The 17,957-nt window shown below is 51.5% G+C and carries 13 protein-coding genes; 1 reads left to right on the plus strand and 12 read right to left on the minus strand.

From position 1 onward, the window contains the following. Positions 1–59: 59 nt before the first annotated feature. Positions 60–941, plus strand: a complete 882-nt coding sequence (locus ABSG47_RS11150; protein ID WP_424169761.1) for a sugar phosphate isomerase/epimerase family protein — start codon at positions 60–62, stop codon at positions 939–941. Between the two features lie 16 nt (positions 942–957). Here ABSG47_RS11150 and ABSG47_RS11155 read toward each other — a convergent pair whose 3' ends face one another. The 12 genes from ABSG47_RS11155 to ABSG47_RS11210 all read right to left on the minus strand — a co-directional run. Beyond that, positions 958–2,391 (minus strand): SDR family NAD(P)-dependent oxidoreductase, encoded by a 1,434-nt coding sequence (locus ABSG47_RS11155; RefSeq protein ID WP_424169762.1) that lies wholly within the window; start codon positions 2,389–2,391, stop codon positions 958–960. 90 nt (positions 2,392–2,481) lie between these two features. Then, a complete protein-coding gene (locus ABSG47_RS11160) occupies positions 2,482–3,828 on the minus strand; it encodes an MBOAT family O-acyltransferase (protein WP_424169763.1) in 1,347 nt (448 codons plus the stop codon). 101 nt (positions 3,829–3,929) lie between these two features. Beyond that, positions 3,930–5,138 carry an SGNH/GDSL hydrolase family protein gene (locus ABSG47_RS11165; protein WP_424169764.1) on the minus strand — a complete coding sequence of 403 codons (1,209 nt, stop codon included), beginning with the start codon at positions 5,136–5,138 and terminating at the stop codon, positions 3,930–3,932. Then, entirely contained in the window at positions 5,135–7,066 is a 1,932-nt protein-coding gene (locus ABSG47_RS11170; protein ID WP_424169765.1) for an HAD-IIIC family phosphatase, read from the minus strand. The genes ABSG47_RS11165 and ABSG47_RS11170 overlap by 4 nt, the downstream gene beginning before the upstream one ends. Before the next feature lie 182 nt (positions 7,067–7,248). Next, positions 7,249–7,485 (minus strand): acyl carrier protein, encoded by a 237-nt coding sequence (locus ABSG47_RS11175; RefSeq protein WP_424169766.1) that lies wholly within the window; start codon positions 7,483–7,485, stop codon positions 7,249–7,251. A gap of 1,024 nt (positions 7,486–8,509) precedes the next feature. After that, complete coding sequence (locus ABSG47_RS11180) at positions 8,510–9,739, minus strand: glycosyltransferase family 4 protein (protein ID WP_424169767.1); 1,230 nt, start codon at positions 9,737–9,739, stop codon at positions 8,510–8,512. Between the two features lie 137 nt (positions 9,740–9,876). Then, entirely contained in the window at positions 9,877–11,262 is a 1,386-nt protein-coding gene (locus ABSG47_RS11185; RefSeq protein WP_424169768.1) for a hypothetical protein, read from the minus strand. Positions 11,263–11,426: 164 nt separating this feature from the next. Then, positions 11,427–13,652: a GumC family protein gene (locus ABSG47_RS11190; protein WP_424169769.1), complete on the minus strand. Its 2,226-nt coding sequence runs from the start codon at positions 13,650–13,652 to the stop codon at positions 11,427–11,429. Positions 13,653–13,720: 68 nt separating this feature from the next. After that, positions 13,721–14,857, minus strand: a complete 1,137-nt coding sequence (locus tag ABSG47_RS11195) for a glycosyltransferase family 4 protein (RefSeq protein WP_424169770.1) — start codon at positions 14,855–14,857, stop codon at positions 13,721–13,723. A 25-nt stretch (positions 14,858–14,882) separates the two neighbouring features. Beyond that, on the minus strand, positions 14,883–15,647 hold the full coding sequence (locus ABSG47_RS11200; RefSeq protein WP_424169771.1) for a glycosyltransferase family 2 protein: 765 nt from the start codon (positions 15,645–15,647) through the stop codon (positions 14,883–14,885). A 134-nt stretch (positions 15,648–15,781) separates the two neighbouring features. Next, complete coding sequence (locus ABSG47_RS11205; RefSeq protein WP_424169772.1) at positions 15,782–16,792, minus strand: polysaccharide biosynthesis/export family protein; 1,011 nt, start codon at positions 16,790–16,792, stop codon at positions 15,782–15,784. A 571-nt stretch (positions 16,793–17,363) separates the two neighbouring features. Beyond that, the coding region (locus tag ABSG47_RS11210; RefSeq protein WP_424169773.1) for a WecB/TagA/CpsF family glycosyltransferase at positions 17,364–17,957 on the minus strand (594 nt) is incomplete at its 5' end.

Genomic DNA, 17,957 nt, shown 5'->3' on the forward strand with positions numbered 1-17,957 from the left:
GCTGCTTCCCTGCTTGCCTGAACCACAACTGAAGTGATTTTTGCGCCCAACGGGAGAATATGAAAAGCACACAAGGATTTAGCCGCCGGAGATTTGTTCAGGCTGGGGCGCTGACGGCAGCCAGCTTTGCAGTTTCCAGCGCGAAGGCTATGACGGCCGAGCCAAGGGCCGCCTCTGGTAAGCCCTCACCCATCAAGCTGGGCCTGACCAGCTACACGTTTCGCAACTTTTCCAGAGCGCAGCTGATTGTGTTTATGAAACAGCTCAACGTTACTGAGCTGAATGCGAAAGATGTGAAGGATCATCTGCCCATCGATCCAACGGGAGAAGCTGCTGCGCTTGCAGATTACGCAGCAAACGGCATCAAGCTGCATGCAGCGGGTGCGATTTATTTCCGGAAGGATGAGGATGCGGATGTACGCGCGCAGTTTGAATATGCGAAGCGTGCGGGCATTGGCGTGATTGTAGCGGGAGACCCAACGTCCGAGACGCTACCGCGCATTGAAAAATTTGTGCGCGAGTATGACATCCGAATTGCGATCCACAATCATGGCCCGGAAGACAAGGTGTGGCCTTCGCCGCTGGATGTGCTGAAAGCCGTGAAGGGCATGGACCCACGCATGGGATGCTGCATTGATATAGGGCACTGTGTGCGTGCGGGAACCGATGTGGTGGAAGCGATTCACGCTGCCGGGCCGCGTCTGTTCAATATGCACACGAAGGATCTGACGAACTTCACCGACAAAGACAGCCAGGTTGCCGTGGGAGATGGCAAGCTGCCCTTCCGCGAAATCTTCGAGGCGCTCATCGCGATCCGGTATCCGGGATTCGTCGACCTGGAGTATGAAGTGCACGCGGACGATCCGATGCCGGGAGTAATCTCCAGCTTTGCCTACATGCGTGGCGTGCTGGCAGGAATGGGGTATTTAAACAAGAGCTAACGGTGCGCCCTTTTCATTACCTCGGCCAGGACTGGACTTCACGGATAATTGGCAGCATGACATCCACTAGATTTTCAGTTTCTGTGGCGGCGACGCTTGCTGTCTGATCCGTAAGAAGCCGCGGCAAGCGGCTGGTGGTTACGTGCAATGGCGCCATTGACTCATTCACGTCGGCACACAAGACTTCTCCGGCGGCCTTGGCCATTGTGTATTCCGTCATGCCGTGCGGGCGTTCTTCCACGGCAATTGAAGAAGGATAGAAGAGTGAGAGTCCAGGTTGCATCGCGCGCAGCGCGCGTATCAACTGCCAGAATCCGTGAACATATATCTCTTCAAATTCTCTGAGACGATTTGCGATAAACATCTCGGATTGCGGGCGGAAGATAGAAGGCGTGGCAAAGTAATATACGTGAGAAGGAATGTGGGCAAGCGATGTTAGTTGCTCCGATGCAGGCTTGCCTGCATCGTAAGGAAGCGTGTCGCACGCCCCACCGGCAGATCGAATTTGATGAGCCACTCTTTCTGCATCATCTTTTCCGTTTTTCCAGGTGACCACAACATGACCGCCGCCAGCAGCGATCAACTTCGCTGTCAGTTCACCCAGTCCGCGAGAGCCGCCGATAATGAGCGCTGTGCTTCCGACGAATTCTCCCGGAGAAACCAAGCCTGCAAGCGATTGCATCGTGGCCTGCTCTACTGGTGGCAGGCGCGCGGTGCAGTATGCAGTGCCGGTAAACCCGCCTCCTGCGATCTCCAACTCGATGGAACGGAAACGCTCGTCTGCCTGAGAAACATGAAAGTCGAGAAAGTTTTGCGCGCTGGATTCTCCGCAGGCCTTGACTGACAGCTCACTGTAAATGGAATGCAGCCCAGGGCAAACCATGCCAGCGAGGCATGTGCTGGCCGCGAGAGACGCAATGCGTTGCGCTCCCAGCCATTCCGTAGCAGAGGGAAAGAATGCCTGTGCGTCTTCAGGCTGCATGCGGAATGGAAGACGGCCAGAGAGGCTGGCCATCTCTTCGAACTTCAGATCGGATGCGGCATTTGGAATTGTGATTAGAGGTGTCAGCGCGTTGGAGATGGATGGACATTCGGCAGCAACGTCGCCGAATGCGATGTTGAATTTTGACCGCGGTATTCCGTCAACGGCTACATGCAGCCGCGCTCCTTTAGGACTGTATTCAGACAGAACAATTTCGACCGGCTCATCCAGGTACACAAACTTATTGAAGTGAGCACGCAGGCTGCGAAGCTGGGGCAGGTCCAGATGTGCATGGGCGAGTGCATCCAGCGCCCAGAGGAGCAGATGGATACCATGAACAACAGGCGCACCGGCCTGAGTACGGCGTGCCTGCAACGCGTCCATGTGCATTGGGTTTGAGTCGCCTGAAATGGATGCAAATCGTATTTGATCGTCGAGAGTGAACACTCGCTGCGCCAGGCTTTTCACATCTATCCTCTTTCGCTGATAGCGATGGATAAAAATTACGACTTGCACATTGGGTTAAATTGGTTTTAAGGCCGCCGTCTGGAAAGTATCTCAGAAAGCCTTATAGACAATACCAGGGGCGGGCTGGCTCATTAACGCCGTGAAGAACAGAGCGGCCAGACCCAGCGCCGATGCGTATACGACCCGAGCATAGCGACTGGTGAGCACAGGTCCATCACTTGTTTTGAGTAACAGCAGAGCCGCGCGCGCAATCTCCCAAAGAGCCAGCAGCACTGTGGCTGACAGCCATATTGCAGCCCAGACGCCAAGCCAGTGCATCGGACTAAGCGCGGCAAAAATGCTATGAACCTGCTGCCAGTCTCCCCAGAAGCAGAGAAGTGTGAATGCAAACCAGGAGAAAGTAAGGCCGCGGCCGAACGCGCGATACATAAGATTTTTTGCCAGGCCCTTATAGCCTTTGCGGCCCATGGCTTGAGTCAAGCCTATCTGCCAGAGCTTATTGATGGAGACTCCAAAGCCGGTTAAGAGGCCGAAGACGACGAACTCCGAAGTACGCCCGTGCCAGATACCCACCAGAAAGAATGTCACAAAGAAACAAAGAACGCCGAGGAACGGCTCAGCGGCCCGGGATGAGATGCGACGCATAAGCGCAAGCAGCAGTGGGTTATAAACATACGACTTAAACCAGGAGGACAGCGTTATATGCCATTGGTTCCAGAAATCCATCACGCAGGCAGCGCTGAATGGACGATTGAAGTTTTCCGGAAGAGTGATTCGCATCAGTCTGGCTATGGCAATGACGACATCAATGTAGCCTGAAAAATTGCAATAAAGAAATAATGGATACAGTGTGAAGAGCCTAACGGCAGCAAACAGTTTCAGATTGAGCGGCATTGCCTCGCTTACCTGCAAGACTGCATCCTGCTGGAACGCGTGCAGAAACATGGCAAGCACGTTGACCTTAAAGAAGCCTCGCACGAGGCGCTCAAGTTGTAGACCAACAATGGCGGCATTGAGCGGAGGGGGTTCATTGGTGAACTGGTCGCGGGCGAAGTCGTCGTAGCGCTGAATGGGGCCGGACACGAAGGTTGTGAAGTTCAGCGTGTAGAGAAGATATGCGCCTAATCCAACATGCCTTTTATCGCTGCCGTCTCCTGATTCGATCAAAAGGTGAAGCACGCGAAAGAAGATATAAGAGAGGCCGAGCGTGAAATATGGAAAGTGGAGAAAGCCTTGCTCGGGCAAGAACGTGTACTTCTTGAGCCACACATACGCAAAGATGATTGCAAGAATGCTCCAGGCCATTAGCCTGGACCATCCGCGCTCCAGTGCCACAAGGCATCCATAGCCCAGCAGCAAAAAGCCAGCCAGCGGTAGAAGAGATACGGGGTCATGTGTTAAGAGGCCGATAAAGACGAGACTGGCAACAAGAAGCACTACTGAACGCCAGACACGTGAGCGGCTAAAATTCGACAGGACCGCTACTGCCAAACCAAAAAGCACGAATTGGAATGAGGCTGTATCCATAACTATGCGACTTACTTTTGCGCCTCCGGCGATTGAGCGCCCGGTGCAGCCTTAAGCGCGGAAATCGTGCCGTCCGTGAGAAGTTCTGACAATTCATTTGCCATTAGCTTATGGCCTTCGCCATTCGGATGCTCATCCGCAAGCTGAAAAACCTGATCGACGTCATAGGTGCCGCTATATCCGGGCAATCCATCCATATACACTGCGCCGTGACTGGTCACAATAGCCTTCAATTCACGATTCAGTGCATACGGGTCGTATCCGGTCATCTGATCGCCTGTAGCAGCCATAATTACCTGCGCGCGTGATGGCAGCTGCACGACAACTAATGGAATGCCGGCAGCTTTTGCCTGTGCACTTATGCTCGCAGCATAACTATCAAATAGTTTCAGGCGTTTCTGCCATAACTCTGTGGGTTCGGTCTTCATATAACCCGACACAGCATCGCCTACTAAATAGGACCTGAGAAATTGGCTCTGACTTTTGTACAGCGTGTGCCGCAGAAGTACTGCGGTTCTCGAATAATTCGTCCATACGGATCGCATTGCATCCAGTAAGGATTCGCCCTTGGGACGGTTCTTCAAAATAAACAGCGCTTTGGATGCTGCGTCGGCTCCTGCCTCTGGTTCCGCTTCCAGCGCTTCTCCGCTGACCTGAACATCATAGGGCGTAACGATCCAAAGCAAGAGATCCGGTTTCGGCTCAAGTGCCTGGTTAAACCAGCGCGCGATCAACTCAGGATGGTTTTCCGTAAGACCTTCATCATAGAGTTCTATCTTGCGCCCTGTAAGTTGAGAAAGTTCTGCGGGCAGCAATGAGGCGAAGGTTTTTTCCTGAGCAACTCCGAGGCCCATCGCAGTCGACGAACCGAGCATGACAATCCTGTACGTTCCAGGTGTTTTCTGAGTGCAGGAGAGATCTGTGCGGAACCCACAGCTATTGAAACGGTATTCAATCACCTGGTCTGCGTCAGAGCCTCTGCAGACAGTATTGGGAATGACCCCGATGCCTATTGCCGGATCTTTATATATCAGGCATTTTCTGCCCTTTGCCGGCGCCCTGTAATAAATGACCCGAGCGACGAGTTCTGTGGCAACTGTCAGACCGCTTATCGTCAGCAGGCCGATCAACGGCAGAATAACCCAATCTCTTGACGAGTGCTTGCGATTTCCCTGGACATTGGAGGCGGCGCCGTCAGAGCCCTGACCTGTAACCGTCATACCAGCGTTGTCTCCTTTACCGTCCCGAAGCCGCTCGATACGACTTTCATCGGGGCGAGCTCAGGAGCAGCTCCTTCAACGATCAATTCCCAGCGTGTCAGCCCGGATTCTTCTTCCGCGACATTGGTGAATCCAAGTTTGGAATAGTGATCCATGACGAGCTTGTTGCGATCCGTAGGCTTATATACCCCGAGAAGCTTTTTGATGCCAGCAGCGCGAGCGTGCTCAAGAATCTCACGAAGCACCATGTGTTCGACCTTGCGCCCAAGCACACGGCAACTCATCAGCCATGTATCGATCTCCCACACTTCCGGCTCACCTGGCCGGCAAATCAAAACGCTGATCATGCCATTGTCGCCAAAAACATCGGTGAGCCGTACCTGAAGCGTAAAGACTTCCGGATCTGCCTCAGCCTGCGCTACTTCAGGATCGGTGTAGCGGCGCGTAGTCAGGTTGTACTGATTCGATTTATTGATGAGCTGCACGATGCGCGCTCTGCCCGTCACGTCAAAGGGCTGAAACTGAATTGTCATATCCAGCGACGCCAGATAGGCATCGACGCCGCCTGCCTGCTTTTGCAGGGTCACGCGCCTGGCATTGTCCTGGTAGAAACCTGCTCGCTTCAAATCTTCTGTCGCAAAGGCGACTGCTTCAAAATAGCCGCCGGCCGCAAGCGTTCTAGCGTAAAAGGCTGCTTCTTCCGGGAGTTCAGGAACAGCTACCTGTGGCAGCAACTGACGCACGAGACCACGCTCGACCGGGTTGTCATCCAGAAACACCATTGAATCCAGACCAAGTGAAAGCTCGTTGGCAATGGCTTGAATGTTTGTTGCCTTATCATTCCAGTTAGCTTGAAAGACAGCAATATGATCGAGCTTGAGAAGCATTTCTGGATGCTTCTCAAACGGTTGACGTGCTATTTCGTCTGTATTCTTCGATGAAACTGCAAGAACGATTCCGCGCTGGCGCAAATCGAGCGCCATGCGTTGGACCGCAAGATGGGCTTCTCCCTGTGCATCGCCCTGCGCTACCTTGATGCCTTCAAGTCCGTCATCGCCGATCACCCCTCCCCAGACCGTGTTGTCCAGGTCGAGAATCAGAACCTTCCGACTCTTGCCGCGAATCGATGCGATGGTGCGGGCGACATAATCCGCATAGAGTGGAATCAACTCGTCAGAAAAGGCGAACTTAGCCATATTCCATAACTGAGGGTTATGCCAATCGGCCAGACCTACTGTTTCTGCAACTCCTGCAATGTCTAACAGCACATCCCCAGAACCCAAGACATAATCCGCAAGCTCTCGATTGATGTTTTCAACCAGATTCCGACGCGTGCCGGGCAGCGCGCGATCAAGACTCCCGAAGAGCGTTTCTACCGGAGGGGCAAAGGATTGGAAGATGCAAAGCGCATTCGAATTTGACTTAATGCCATTGCTCAGCGCCTGCAGATAACCGATGGTTCCCTGCACCGTGGCAGAAGAAGCATCCGGATCTCCGAGAGAGAGCTTCAGTGGCAGCGCACGATAGTCAAGCGCGAAAAGCACTGCATCGGGCTTAGAACTATTTACCTTGGAGTCCGGCGTAAGCGCTTCCTGCGCGACCTGATCATAAGAAGGCTGAATCACATCGAGCGCAATTCCATATCTCAACGCCGACGCCACGAGTGCAGGCACAATCATGTCGGTTGTAGAGTTGCTCAAGATTGCAAGCTTGAACGGCACCAGTGGACTAAGCGATTTAGATCCGGCACGCAGCCGGTCGAGCGCCTTCGCTAATTTAGTCAACTGGTTGATGTCGAGAGCAGGCAATGCAAGCGCCTGAAGCAGATTACCCAAGGGCTCTGTTGCGCCATCTATTTCCTTGAGCTTTCCTGTAAAGCCTTCATCCACGCGTGGAAGCCATTGCAACTCTGAATATAGTGAGTTCATCGGCGCGTCTCCGTAGAAATGATGACTGCCTGAAGGAGATTCCCGGCAGGCTTACACCGACTCTCATATAAGCCGAGTCGAATGTTTTTGAGGACAGCACTTTCAGGAACTTCTCAGTTGCCGCAGGTATCATTCTCTCGCGATACCAATCCAGACGTCTCTAAAAAATAAGAAATAAACTCTCAAACGCGGGCTTTAATCAGCGCAACAAGTTGGCCTACGTTTTCCAACTTGCCAATTTCTGAGGTTGAAAACTTAATCTTGAATGCTTTTTCAATCGTAAGAATCAACCGGATATGCGAGAGACTGTCCCAACCGTCCACGTCTTTGGCAGAAAGCGCGGGATTTACTTGAATATCGTCATCAAAAACGCTGCTGAATATTTCTGTCAGCCGAGCATATATCTGCTGTTCATCCATTCAAGGCTCCCGGTTCGTTTTATGATGGCAATTAGAAGATTCTCTAAACTTTTTGGACAGATTCGCACTTTCCAGTGCGAACGTATCTCATTGTATTAGCTTGGTTTTGATAAGACGCAATCGCATCTTTAACTTGGAGATTAACACATTCAGCCTCACTGCTTCAAGGAACAAAACGCCTCGCCAGTCGCAGCGTTTTGAACTGCTTCCATGCATTCAGACACGTGCGATAGGTTCGGTTCATTTTCCTTTACGCCTGCGGTTGCTGATCCACTTTGTTATGCTGTTACTTAGCCGTCACTGCCCATGAAATCAATGCGAAAACCTTTCTTTCCGCATCTTCCAGAATAGTTATCTTAGTGGAAAACATGGAGACCCAGGATACAGAATGGCCAAACATCTTCATTACAACGCGGCAGATCACATCGTTCCAGACACTGCCGGCGATCCATACCGGCGGGCATCGTTTTCAACTGCGAACAAACTACGCAGACTCATCTGGAACCTTTGCTGGCTTTTTTTTTATCGAACTTCGCCGCGTCCACTCCATCCGTGGCGATCCTTTCTTCTCAGAACATTCGGCGCGAAGATGGGTCCGAATTGCCACTTCTATCCTGGGTCAAAGGTATGGGCTCCCTGGAACCTGACATGCGCGGACCAGGTTACTGCTGGAGATGCTGCTGAAATCTATAACCCTGCACCGATCCATTTGGGATCGCATGCCATAGTATCCCAGGGTGCATATATATGCGGGGCCACCCACGATTTCGACGACCCCGCATTTCCACTGCTGGCTTACTCCATGACCATTGGATCCTATGCCTGGATATGTGCGCGTGCATCCGTTTGCCCAGGTGTTAATGTTGGAGAATATGCTGTTCTCGGGCTTGGTTCAGTAGCAGCTCGCGACCTTGAACCATGGGGAGTCTACGCAGGCGTACCGGCGGTTAAAGTAAAGACCAGAGAATTCAAGAACAAGGACTCGTCGCGATAAGCATGGTTGAATCGTTTATAAACTCCGACATTAACTCAAAAGCCTCTGATACAAACCCTGAAGTTGTTGTCCATATTGGGGCCAGGTGTAGGATCGGGCAATTGTATTAGCGGCCTCTCTGCCGATCGACTCCCGCAAAGCCTGATCTTTCGCGGCATCTGCAATAGTTTCCGCCAGACGTTCCACATCATTGAGCGGCACATAGAGAACTGATTTTCGGTCGACGAGGGGCAAACCGGAACTCTCCGTAGTAATCACGGGCAATCCTGCTGCGGCGGCTTCCATAGCGGAGCGAGAGCAACCTTCAATCAAGGTTGGAAAGACAAATAAGTCGGCTTCGGAAAGAGCTGGAAGAATTGCCTCGGGCGGAACAAAGGGCGTGTGCGTTAGAAATTCTTTGTCCGAATCTTTTATCCAAATATGTCCGTTTGTTATGTTACCGATCAAACGCAAACGAGCATCTAATCCGCCCTGCCGAACCTTACGGATTGCCTCTAATAAAACGCGTACGCCTTTACGCAGATCAAAGTTTCCCGTAAACAATAGGTTAATTGGACCATTGCAATCATAACGCTCTTTAAGATGAAAGTAACGTGGCGCCACGCCAAGATAACCCACATCAATTTTCTCGGAAGGGTATCCTTCATCTACAAAGGTGCGCTTGACAAAATCAGAATTCACGAGCAGGCGATCCGCTTGTTCGCAATCGTCGAGCACGACACGCCATAATCCTTTTTGAAGGGTTCCCTCGTACTTCAGTCCAGCCTGCGCATATTCCTCTCTAAGTACCGCATGCATATAAGCCGGATGCGCAATGGAATGATCCGTAATTATCTTCATACCGTTTTTACGTGCGGTGCGGATAGCACCACCCTGCCCAGCGCCGCTCCGCACGTGGAAGATATCTCCATTGTGCAGATATTTGCGACTTGCCATACCCATAACCTGAAAAGCCCATGCGGAAGTAATATATGGCTTGACCAATCTGGTTTTGCTCAGATAAATAAGGCCTCGTCCTATAAATTCGGCGAATGCCAATGGTCGAACCGTCACACCTGGCGCTTCGACGCGTCTAGCACGCATCCGACTGGCCAACCCGCGTTCACCAATCAAACGCCCCAGGTTATCAACCAGAGCATCCACACCTGGCCCTGGTACCCAACCCGTGACGAAATCTACCTCAGATACAGTCGATGCAACCGCACGCACGGTTTCATGAAAGTGGAGCTTACCTCCGCCTGAAGTAATAGTTACTTTCACTTAACCCTCGCTAGATACTGTGCGACAAATAGTAATGAATTCGAATGGCAGAAGCTCGCAAGCAGGCTGCAATATGGCTCGACTGCCGGTATTTTGTGCTCTGTCGGCAATTTGACCCGCAAGCATCAGAAATCGTGTCAATTGCGCGGGGAAACCCTTCCGAGATTGCGGAGATGCAGAGGGGCCTGTGCGCGTGAAAGTGTCTGTGCAACCACCTGCCGGCCAGGCGAATCCGGATCGAGAATGTCGCAAATAAGCACAATGAAAAAGCTCTCTATGAATCTACGTGTGCCCCCAAATGGAGAAAACAAAATATCCCACAGCATTATCACCAGAAGTGAAATGTAGGCTGGCTTTAATGGGCTTTGCGACATTGCGGCTTTGATAATTGACTTCGCAGCCGACACGAAAATATACATCCAAAAGATGCCCCCTACTATGCCGGCATCGACCCATGCGCTCATAAGATGAGAATGGGCTGGAATCAGACCTTCATATCTCGGCTGCACATCCAGCGGCACTTTGATGCCAAATTGATTCTCAATGTCGCCAAGCATCCTCTGATACTTCGGATCCTTGGCCCAGGATCCGTGTCCGAGGATCGGGCTATCTATCACAGCACGTGAAGATACGATAATCTCAGGTCTTCCGCCTATCAAAATCCCCCAACCTGCCGTGGTCTGCACTTCATTTTTTTGCTGTGCTTCTTCGCCAAGAGCTCCTGTAGCAGCAAGTGTGGTCATGATCTTACCCACCATAGTTCCTGCTATCAAAGTAATTCCTACTATAACAAGGACCCTGGATCGACTCCGAGCCGCAGGAAGAATTCTAACCATGCCAATTCGTTCAGGAATAATAGGCAGGACCAAACAAGCCGCAACAAACATTGTAAGTGTGATAGTACGGAAATTAAACACAGCGTTGAAAACAATGTCGCCAACCATAAGAAATCCAACACTCAGATACTGACCACGCCTGTAGAAATAGCTGCCGGCAAAAGCGACGAAATACAAAATAGCCCAGCAATACGCGAATTTAAGAGCATCTCCTTCTCCTCGAGCGAGGGCGGGCTGCAATTTGGCAGATAGTGCCGTTCCTATCGCCAAGCCCAAGAGAAAGATCATCTGGCGCCGCATATTTCCTTTAAGCAGAATCGTGAGGCCTATTAAATCCAGCAAAAATACGAGGATATTTGCCTGCCCCCTTATCCAATCCTTGAAGGGGGTCGATCTGTAAACGTCGGTAATCATCTGTCCAAGCAGCCAAACCAGGATAAGGGCGATGATTATGCCAATCCTCCGCTTGCGAAGACGCAGGCGATCAGGATTTACTATCAACAGCAACACAAGAGACGGAAGGAGAATTACTTCACTAATATAGATGTCACCTATTACCGAGAACGCATAGCAGGCTCCAAGGCCAATGAGAAGAGCCATAATATCGCCGATTAGAGACTTTGCCCACTCGTGCTGCCGCTTGCGGCGTCGAGCGACTTGAGGGTCTGTTAGAGTTGCAATTGCCATAAGCCTCATTCAGCGAAGATATCCCGCCAGAAAAATCCCCGAGAGCCGTCCTGTAAGCACTACTGACGTTTGTCGAAGAATGCGAGATCCGTATTCGAAGTTAGCGAAGTTATCCTCTCATGCATGATCCAGATGCTGAGTTGTTTGCGGGGAGCTTTGAATGTTTACGACTCGCGTGTCGACTTTTTTTCCCCTTCCGATTCGCGTGGCCCGTAGTAATTGTAGTACTGCCGTCCGTAATACTCGGAGTACTCTGGCGCGCCGAAGTCAACCATATTGAGTGCAACTCCCAGCAGGTTCGCACCGGAGCGCTGCAATAGCTCGACGCTGCGAGAAATCACCTGACGTCGCGCCTCTCCATAGCGAACTATAAGCACCGCGCCATCAGCAAGACGGCCGAGCACCGAGGCGTCAGTTACGGTGAGCACTGGAGGGGTATCAATGAAGATGAAATCGTACTCCAAGCGAAGGTCTGCTATGAGGTTCTCCATCTGCTTTGATCCAAGCAGTTCGGAGGGTAATGGCGGCAGAGGACCGGCAAGCAAGAGGTGCAGATTAGGAAGTTCAGGCCACACCTGGACTGCTTCTTTCCATGTTGTCTTGCCAGAAAGCACCGAAGAAAGCCCCACATTGCGGGAAGAACTGGCATCGATATACTCGCCCTTAACGCGAAGGTGAACCGCAGGCCGGCGCAGATCAGCATCGATCAATAAAACTTTCGCGCCGTTGAGTGCAAAAATAATTGCCTCAAGGATAGTAATTGAAGTTTTTCCTTCTGCAGGGCGCGTGCTGGATATCATCAAAACCTGCGGCGGCGCACCTGCCGTCGAAAGCAGGATAGATGTTCTCATGCCCCGCAATGCTTCGCCGATCTTTGACCAGGACCCGCTTTGTCCGGAGGCTGCATGCTTAATAAAATTAGCCGCACGTATCTCAGCGCCCTCTACCTTGGGAAGCACTGCAAGAAGCGGAAGATTCAACGAGGTTTCGACATCCTCAATGGTGCGAAGGTTTGTGTCCATCGCCTCAATAACTAAGGCAAGAACGCCGCCAAAAAGCAGCCCCAAAGCCAAACCACCGCCCATGTTCAGGAGTTTGTGGGGTTGACTTGGAAAAATTGGAACGTCTGCATCTTCGACAACATGAACCGAGGTGGAATGCAGACCTGCCAGAATTCCTGCCTCCTGCAGACGCTCCTGAATACCGTCGTATAACAACCGATTTGCCTGATATTCTTCGCGCGCGAGTTCAAATTGGATGACTTTAGAGCTTTTCTGATAGGCATTCTGCTCTTCCTGGTTCAAAGTTGCACGCAACTGGCCTTCGTTCGCTTGAGCCGAACTGAAGGCGGTTTGCGCCTTTGCAACTTGAAGAGCTTCTTCTCTGCTGACTTCCGCCTGAAGAGTGTCGATCTGCCCCTTAAGTGCCTGTACACCCTGGTATGCAGACCCATAGGTTTGAGTCATGGCTGCATACTGACTCTTAAGCTGAGCCAGATTCTCCCTGGAAGACTGCAGAACTAAATCCTGTGTAGAAAAAGCATCCACTACTCCCGGTGTAGAAGCGAGAAGCGCCCTGTATGCAGACTCTTTGAGCATTCGATCAGCCTGCGCATCTACCAGAACTTTATTCAATTCCGTCAAATGCTCGACATCAACACTTTGTTCCTGCTGACCTATCCCGATAATACCTACTTCTTTTTCGAGCGAGACCATGCGCTCCTGGCTCGACTGAAGGTTCGATTTCAGGTTATCAAGCTGACCATTCAACCACGTTGATATTTTTTGCGTAGATTCATAGCTCTTTTTAAACGAATATTCGATGTATTTATCAACCAGGGTATTTGCAATCAAAGCCGACAGTTCAGGACGCCGGGTCGTTGCATATATCTCAACGATATTTGTCTGAGCCAGGCGGGATATTTTCAAAGAACCTAAAAAAGTGTCGATCAGAGCCGCGCGATCAGTCGGTCTCGATAGATCCCAGGGGCGTTCTTTCCAATTAGCAAAGTTACGATCTTTGTCCAAATGCAGGGACTGAATCGTATCCAGCGCGAGTGTCCTGCTGCGCATTTTTTCAATCTCTGTATCGATTTTCTGGGCGTCCATGTCACCGCCAGCAGCGCCAGCGATCTGCTCAAGGCGAAATTCGCTCGAAATATCGCCTGTAACCTCTATCCTGCCCCTTGCGGTATACATGCGTGTTATCACGATGTTTGCTGCAATGGCAATGACCAAACCGATAGCCCCTGCAACCAAGACAATCCATCCACGCTTTTTAACCAGCTGTATCAGGCGATCCACGGAAACTTCTTCAGAAGCTCCGCTGCCGTGCCTGAACTGTTGAAAAGGTGGCTCAACTTCGGTGATGCTGGATTTCTCGTTGATCAATGTAGATGCCTCATGTTGTCGTGATGAAGTTAGAACTTACGCAAAGAAATTTAGCTGAAAATTCCAGATTATACTGGGGATTTTACATGAAGAGCTTGCCTGGTTTTGTTAGCAAGGACGCCTGAAGCGGCAACTTTCGCTCCACCGGCCCATTGCCCGGCTACATCCAACAGAGTCTGCGCCCAATGGCGGGGGGAAAATTGGAGAGAAAGAGAATGACTTGCACGAGACATCTCGTCAAGGCGCTCATCCGTCATAGCGCTGACCCGTTGCAGAAGAGCCGCTAAACCGGTTGCATCTTTTCCGCCAAAGATATAGCCGTTGTAGTTATCCTGGACCAGATGAACAGCTGCTCCAACATTCTCCGAGGCTAATATCAACAGACCAGCAGACGCAGCCTCATGCACTACAACTGCCCACGGCTCAAAATCACTCGGCAGGACAAGGCATCCTGCCTGTCCAAACCGATAGCGCAATTGTTCGGGCTGCAAAAAGCCCTCAATCTGAATTCCAGGCTCATTCTCCAGAAGGGTATGTAAGGGACCGGTACCGCAGCAAATCAGAGGCCAGGGATTGGAAGAATGCGCACGATATATCTCATACGCTTTGACGAGCGTATCAATTCCCTTGTCTTGAACAAATCTGCCTACAAATAAAAATGCGCGGGAGACCGGCGATCCCGCTAAAAGCCTGCCAGAGTGGATAGCTTCGAGGCGGCGCTGATCGCAGCAATAAAGTCCGCGAAGAATTTCTCGCTGTTCAAACCCAAGTTTCCGAGCAAAAACCGCCTGTCGTTCTCCCGGCAGCCACACTGCATCCGCAAGCGGCCGTATATAGAATGGTGCGATTTGCGTGGCCAAACGCTGCTTCGCCGTTCCTAACCAGCAGTTGTCCATCGTCATGATCCGCAGACACTTTCCAGCGAACACTTTCGCCATACGACGATACGCAGGAACAGCCCATCCAGCGAAGATCAAAACGTCAGGATTAAATTCCTGGAGTTTTGGTTCGATTGCGTTCAGTTCGCTGTTCGCGCGCCACATGAGGCGATTCTTCATCCATGCAAACTGACTCTCATCGAACGGTGCATCGAGCGCCGGAGTTTGGTGCGAAACAAAGAGTTGTACTCCCTCGCGACTGGCGAGTTCCTGAAGGCATGCGTTGAGATATCCGGAAAGTTTTGTCCAGAGAATGCCGACCCTCACGCGCTCACCTGCCTTCCTATTTCCGTTATCGAACAATACCGACACGCCGAAGTGCTGCCTCACCTCGATAGAGCAACTGTCGAAGCTTATCCACAGTACGCCAATCCCGTCCCTGAATATCCCGAAAGACACGTTGTTTGTCCTGGAAATATAGCCCCTGAAGTTTCTGGGATCCAGTAATCGATTGGCTATGAATACGGAATCTGCTCAGATCGGCGTTAATATACCCGACCTTGGCGCCGCGATGCGCCATGGTGACGAATAACTCGCCGTCCCAGCAGGTTCGGGTTATCGGATTGAATCCGGGAGAATTCAAATATGCCCTCCGACGAAAGAAAGTGGACTGTTGAAGAAATTGCGTCCCGCCATAGAGATAACGATCTACGGTAAATGCCCGCGATATCACATGACGAACCGGCTTGTTCTCGACGTCCACGATGTAACCATTTCCCATGACAATGTCATAGTCGGGATGTAACTGAAAGAAGTCAGCAATGCGCTGCAAGGAACCTGGCTCAAGAAGGTCATCTGAGTTAAGAAATCCGCAGATATCTCCAGTGGCCAGCGCAAAGCCTTTCCTTAAACCATCCGAAGCGCCTTTGTCAGGCTCAAAAACCATGTGTGTAATACCAGATGCATAACTCTGAATCAGCTCGCGGCTTCCGTCAGTGGATCCTGGATCAATCACAATGTATTCCAGATCCGGATAGCCTTGCAGTAACACCGATTCAAGAGCCTCTCGCAGAAAGGCGCACTGATTAAATGACAGTGTTACGATACTGATCTTCATATGGTCTCCACTTTATGGCGCCTCAATTGAAGAAGTACGATACCTATGCCAACTGGACAGACTAAGCCGGGTTTAGCGTCCTGAATTTGAACTGCCCGAAATGGGATGTCCAGGACATTCGACCCGGCTTCGCATCAACGTGCATATAAATCCAGCGTTGCTACACCGAACTCCGTAAAGTAATTCAGCAGGTTTATGAGGGTGTATTTCACGCCACTCACTGGAACATAAATCATGTCATCTTCCCTGACGGCCGGGTCTGCAGCTTTCGCATTCTGTATCTTAGCCAAGTCAAGCTGCTGCACAACTCTTGATCCATCCGGAAGCGTGCGAATAAGCAGGGTATGGCCCCGTTTTGACGTAATCAACGAATTTGAAGCTAACGCAATGAGCTGCGATACTGTAGCAACCCGCGACGCACATAAAGGATAAGCGCCAGGTCTTGTTACATTGCCGCCCACATAGACAACCCCGCAAGGCTTGACGACAACTCTAGATCCTCCCCGCATCACGCGATCGAATACGTCGGTGTTGTGCAAAGTGGGATCCCACGGAATCAAGGTTTTCTGATCTGGTGCGGAATCGCTTGATATTTCGATAATTCTGCCCGCAGTGGTTGTTACGCCGCCAGCCATAGCCAGGATATCTGACAGCATATGCTTTCCCATTGGCGTATAGATCCCAGGAGTTCTAACTTCTCCCAGCACAGTGATGCCGGTTGACGCGCCATCCACGGTGACCAGAACATTTGGATGAATCACAAGGTTGCTGTCCATCAGCATTTTCTCGATGAGAGCTGACGCGCTTGCACTATTCAATCCCGCGAAATGCACAATGCCGAGATAGGGCACAGGAACATCGCCGCCCATGGAGACTCGCGCAACTGTAGAGAAGTCGGGCGCGTTGGATACTGTAATGGCTACTGTTTCACCGGAAAATATCGGCTCGTCCGTCACGCCCATCATGCTCGCAGACGACGAGGCACCTCCGGAGCGCGCCTGCGCAAGAGAAGACATCCCGCCAGGTGATTGCGCAAAAGAAGGCCTCGGGCAAACAATTACAGCCACTATGAACAAAACCCGAAAGGCTGCAGCGCTGCCTGCAAGGCGATTTTGGAAGAAATGAAATGAATTTCTTAGAATCACAGGTTAACGGACCTCCTTCGCGCACTCGTCAGACAGCCGACTTGCAAAAACCCGCATTGAATCACCATTTACAATTGAGATAGAAGCCCTGGGCACAAAAGTGCCTGCTGAAATCAGCACGCATGCCCTGTGAGTCAATTTGGTTTTCACGTGACGCAGACGCGTCCATATCTGTATCTTACGACTCGTAATCGGTTGCCCGTCTATTTCAATGCTCAAGAAAGCCCTCATGAATGCCCAAGCTGTCTTTAATTCAAAGCAATGAGGCCGCCTGGTTCCCAGAAACTATGCACAGTGCGCCTCAAACGATGCAGCACAAACGTCTGTTTCTCTTGTAAGTCTTAGATTTTCCGATTGCAGATCCCGCATAGGCCAGTTGGCTAAAGCAGAACTATGATTCGTTCAATTGCCTGACAATTTCGATAATGGCTTGACCAGCTCTGCTCAGTTACGCTGATTGAAATAAGCGGTCGATATCACTTAAGAGTATCCAAGTTGATTTTACCATCCGGTATTGATACTTGCAAAGTTCAAGCACTGAAATAGTTCCCTATTTTCAATATCTTAAAACTCATCCAGCTTGATTTGGCAGTTTGTCTTTGTAACGGATGAGGAGGGGTACGAGGCGTCTGGCGTCCCAGTAACGCGCGCCGTATCTTGAGGGGCTGGAGAGGCTTCTCCAGAGCCAACCGAGGCCGAGGTGGTCGGCCCATGCGGGTATGCGGACCTGATCTCCGGAGAGGAAGGAGATGGCGGCGCCGATGCCGTGGATGGCGGGCTGATAGCTGAGGTTCTGCTTGAGGTAAAGGCCGAGCGGCTCCTGGGTTCCTCCGCCGATGCCGAGGAGGATGTGCTGCGGACGGCGCTGGTCGAGCCGGCGCAGCAGCTCTGGATCGTCGATGATCCTCTCGTACATCGGTGCGAGGTAGATGTCGTCTTCCGTGACGGCGGTGCCGTTGGCCTGCAGCCAGGTGAGGTTGCGCTGAGCCGCGGCCGGTGTGGGCATGATCCAGAAGCTGCTTCCGGCTTGATGAAACTCCGGCTGTTCGAGCAGCACGCGCAGATACTTGAGGCCGGAGAGCTTGGGGATGCGGTCGCGCTGGATCAGGTTCCAGAGCAGCACCATGAGGGTGCTGTCGGCGATGGCGAAGTCGGCGCCCAGCAG

It is taken from the genome of Occallatibacter sp. (genome assembly GCF_049510455.1).
In the GTDB taxonomy this organism is placed as follows: Bacteria; Acidobacteriota; Terriglobia; order Terriglobales; family Acidobacteriaceae; genus Telmatobacter.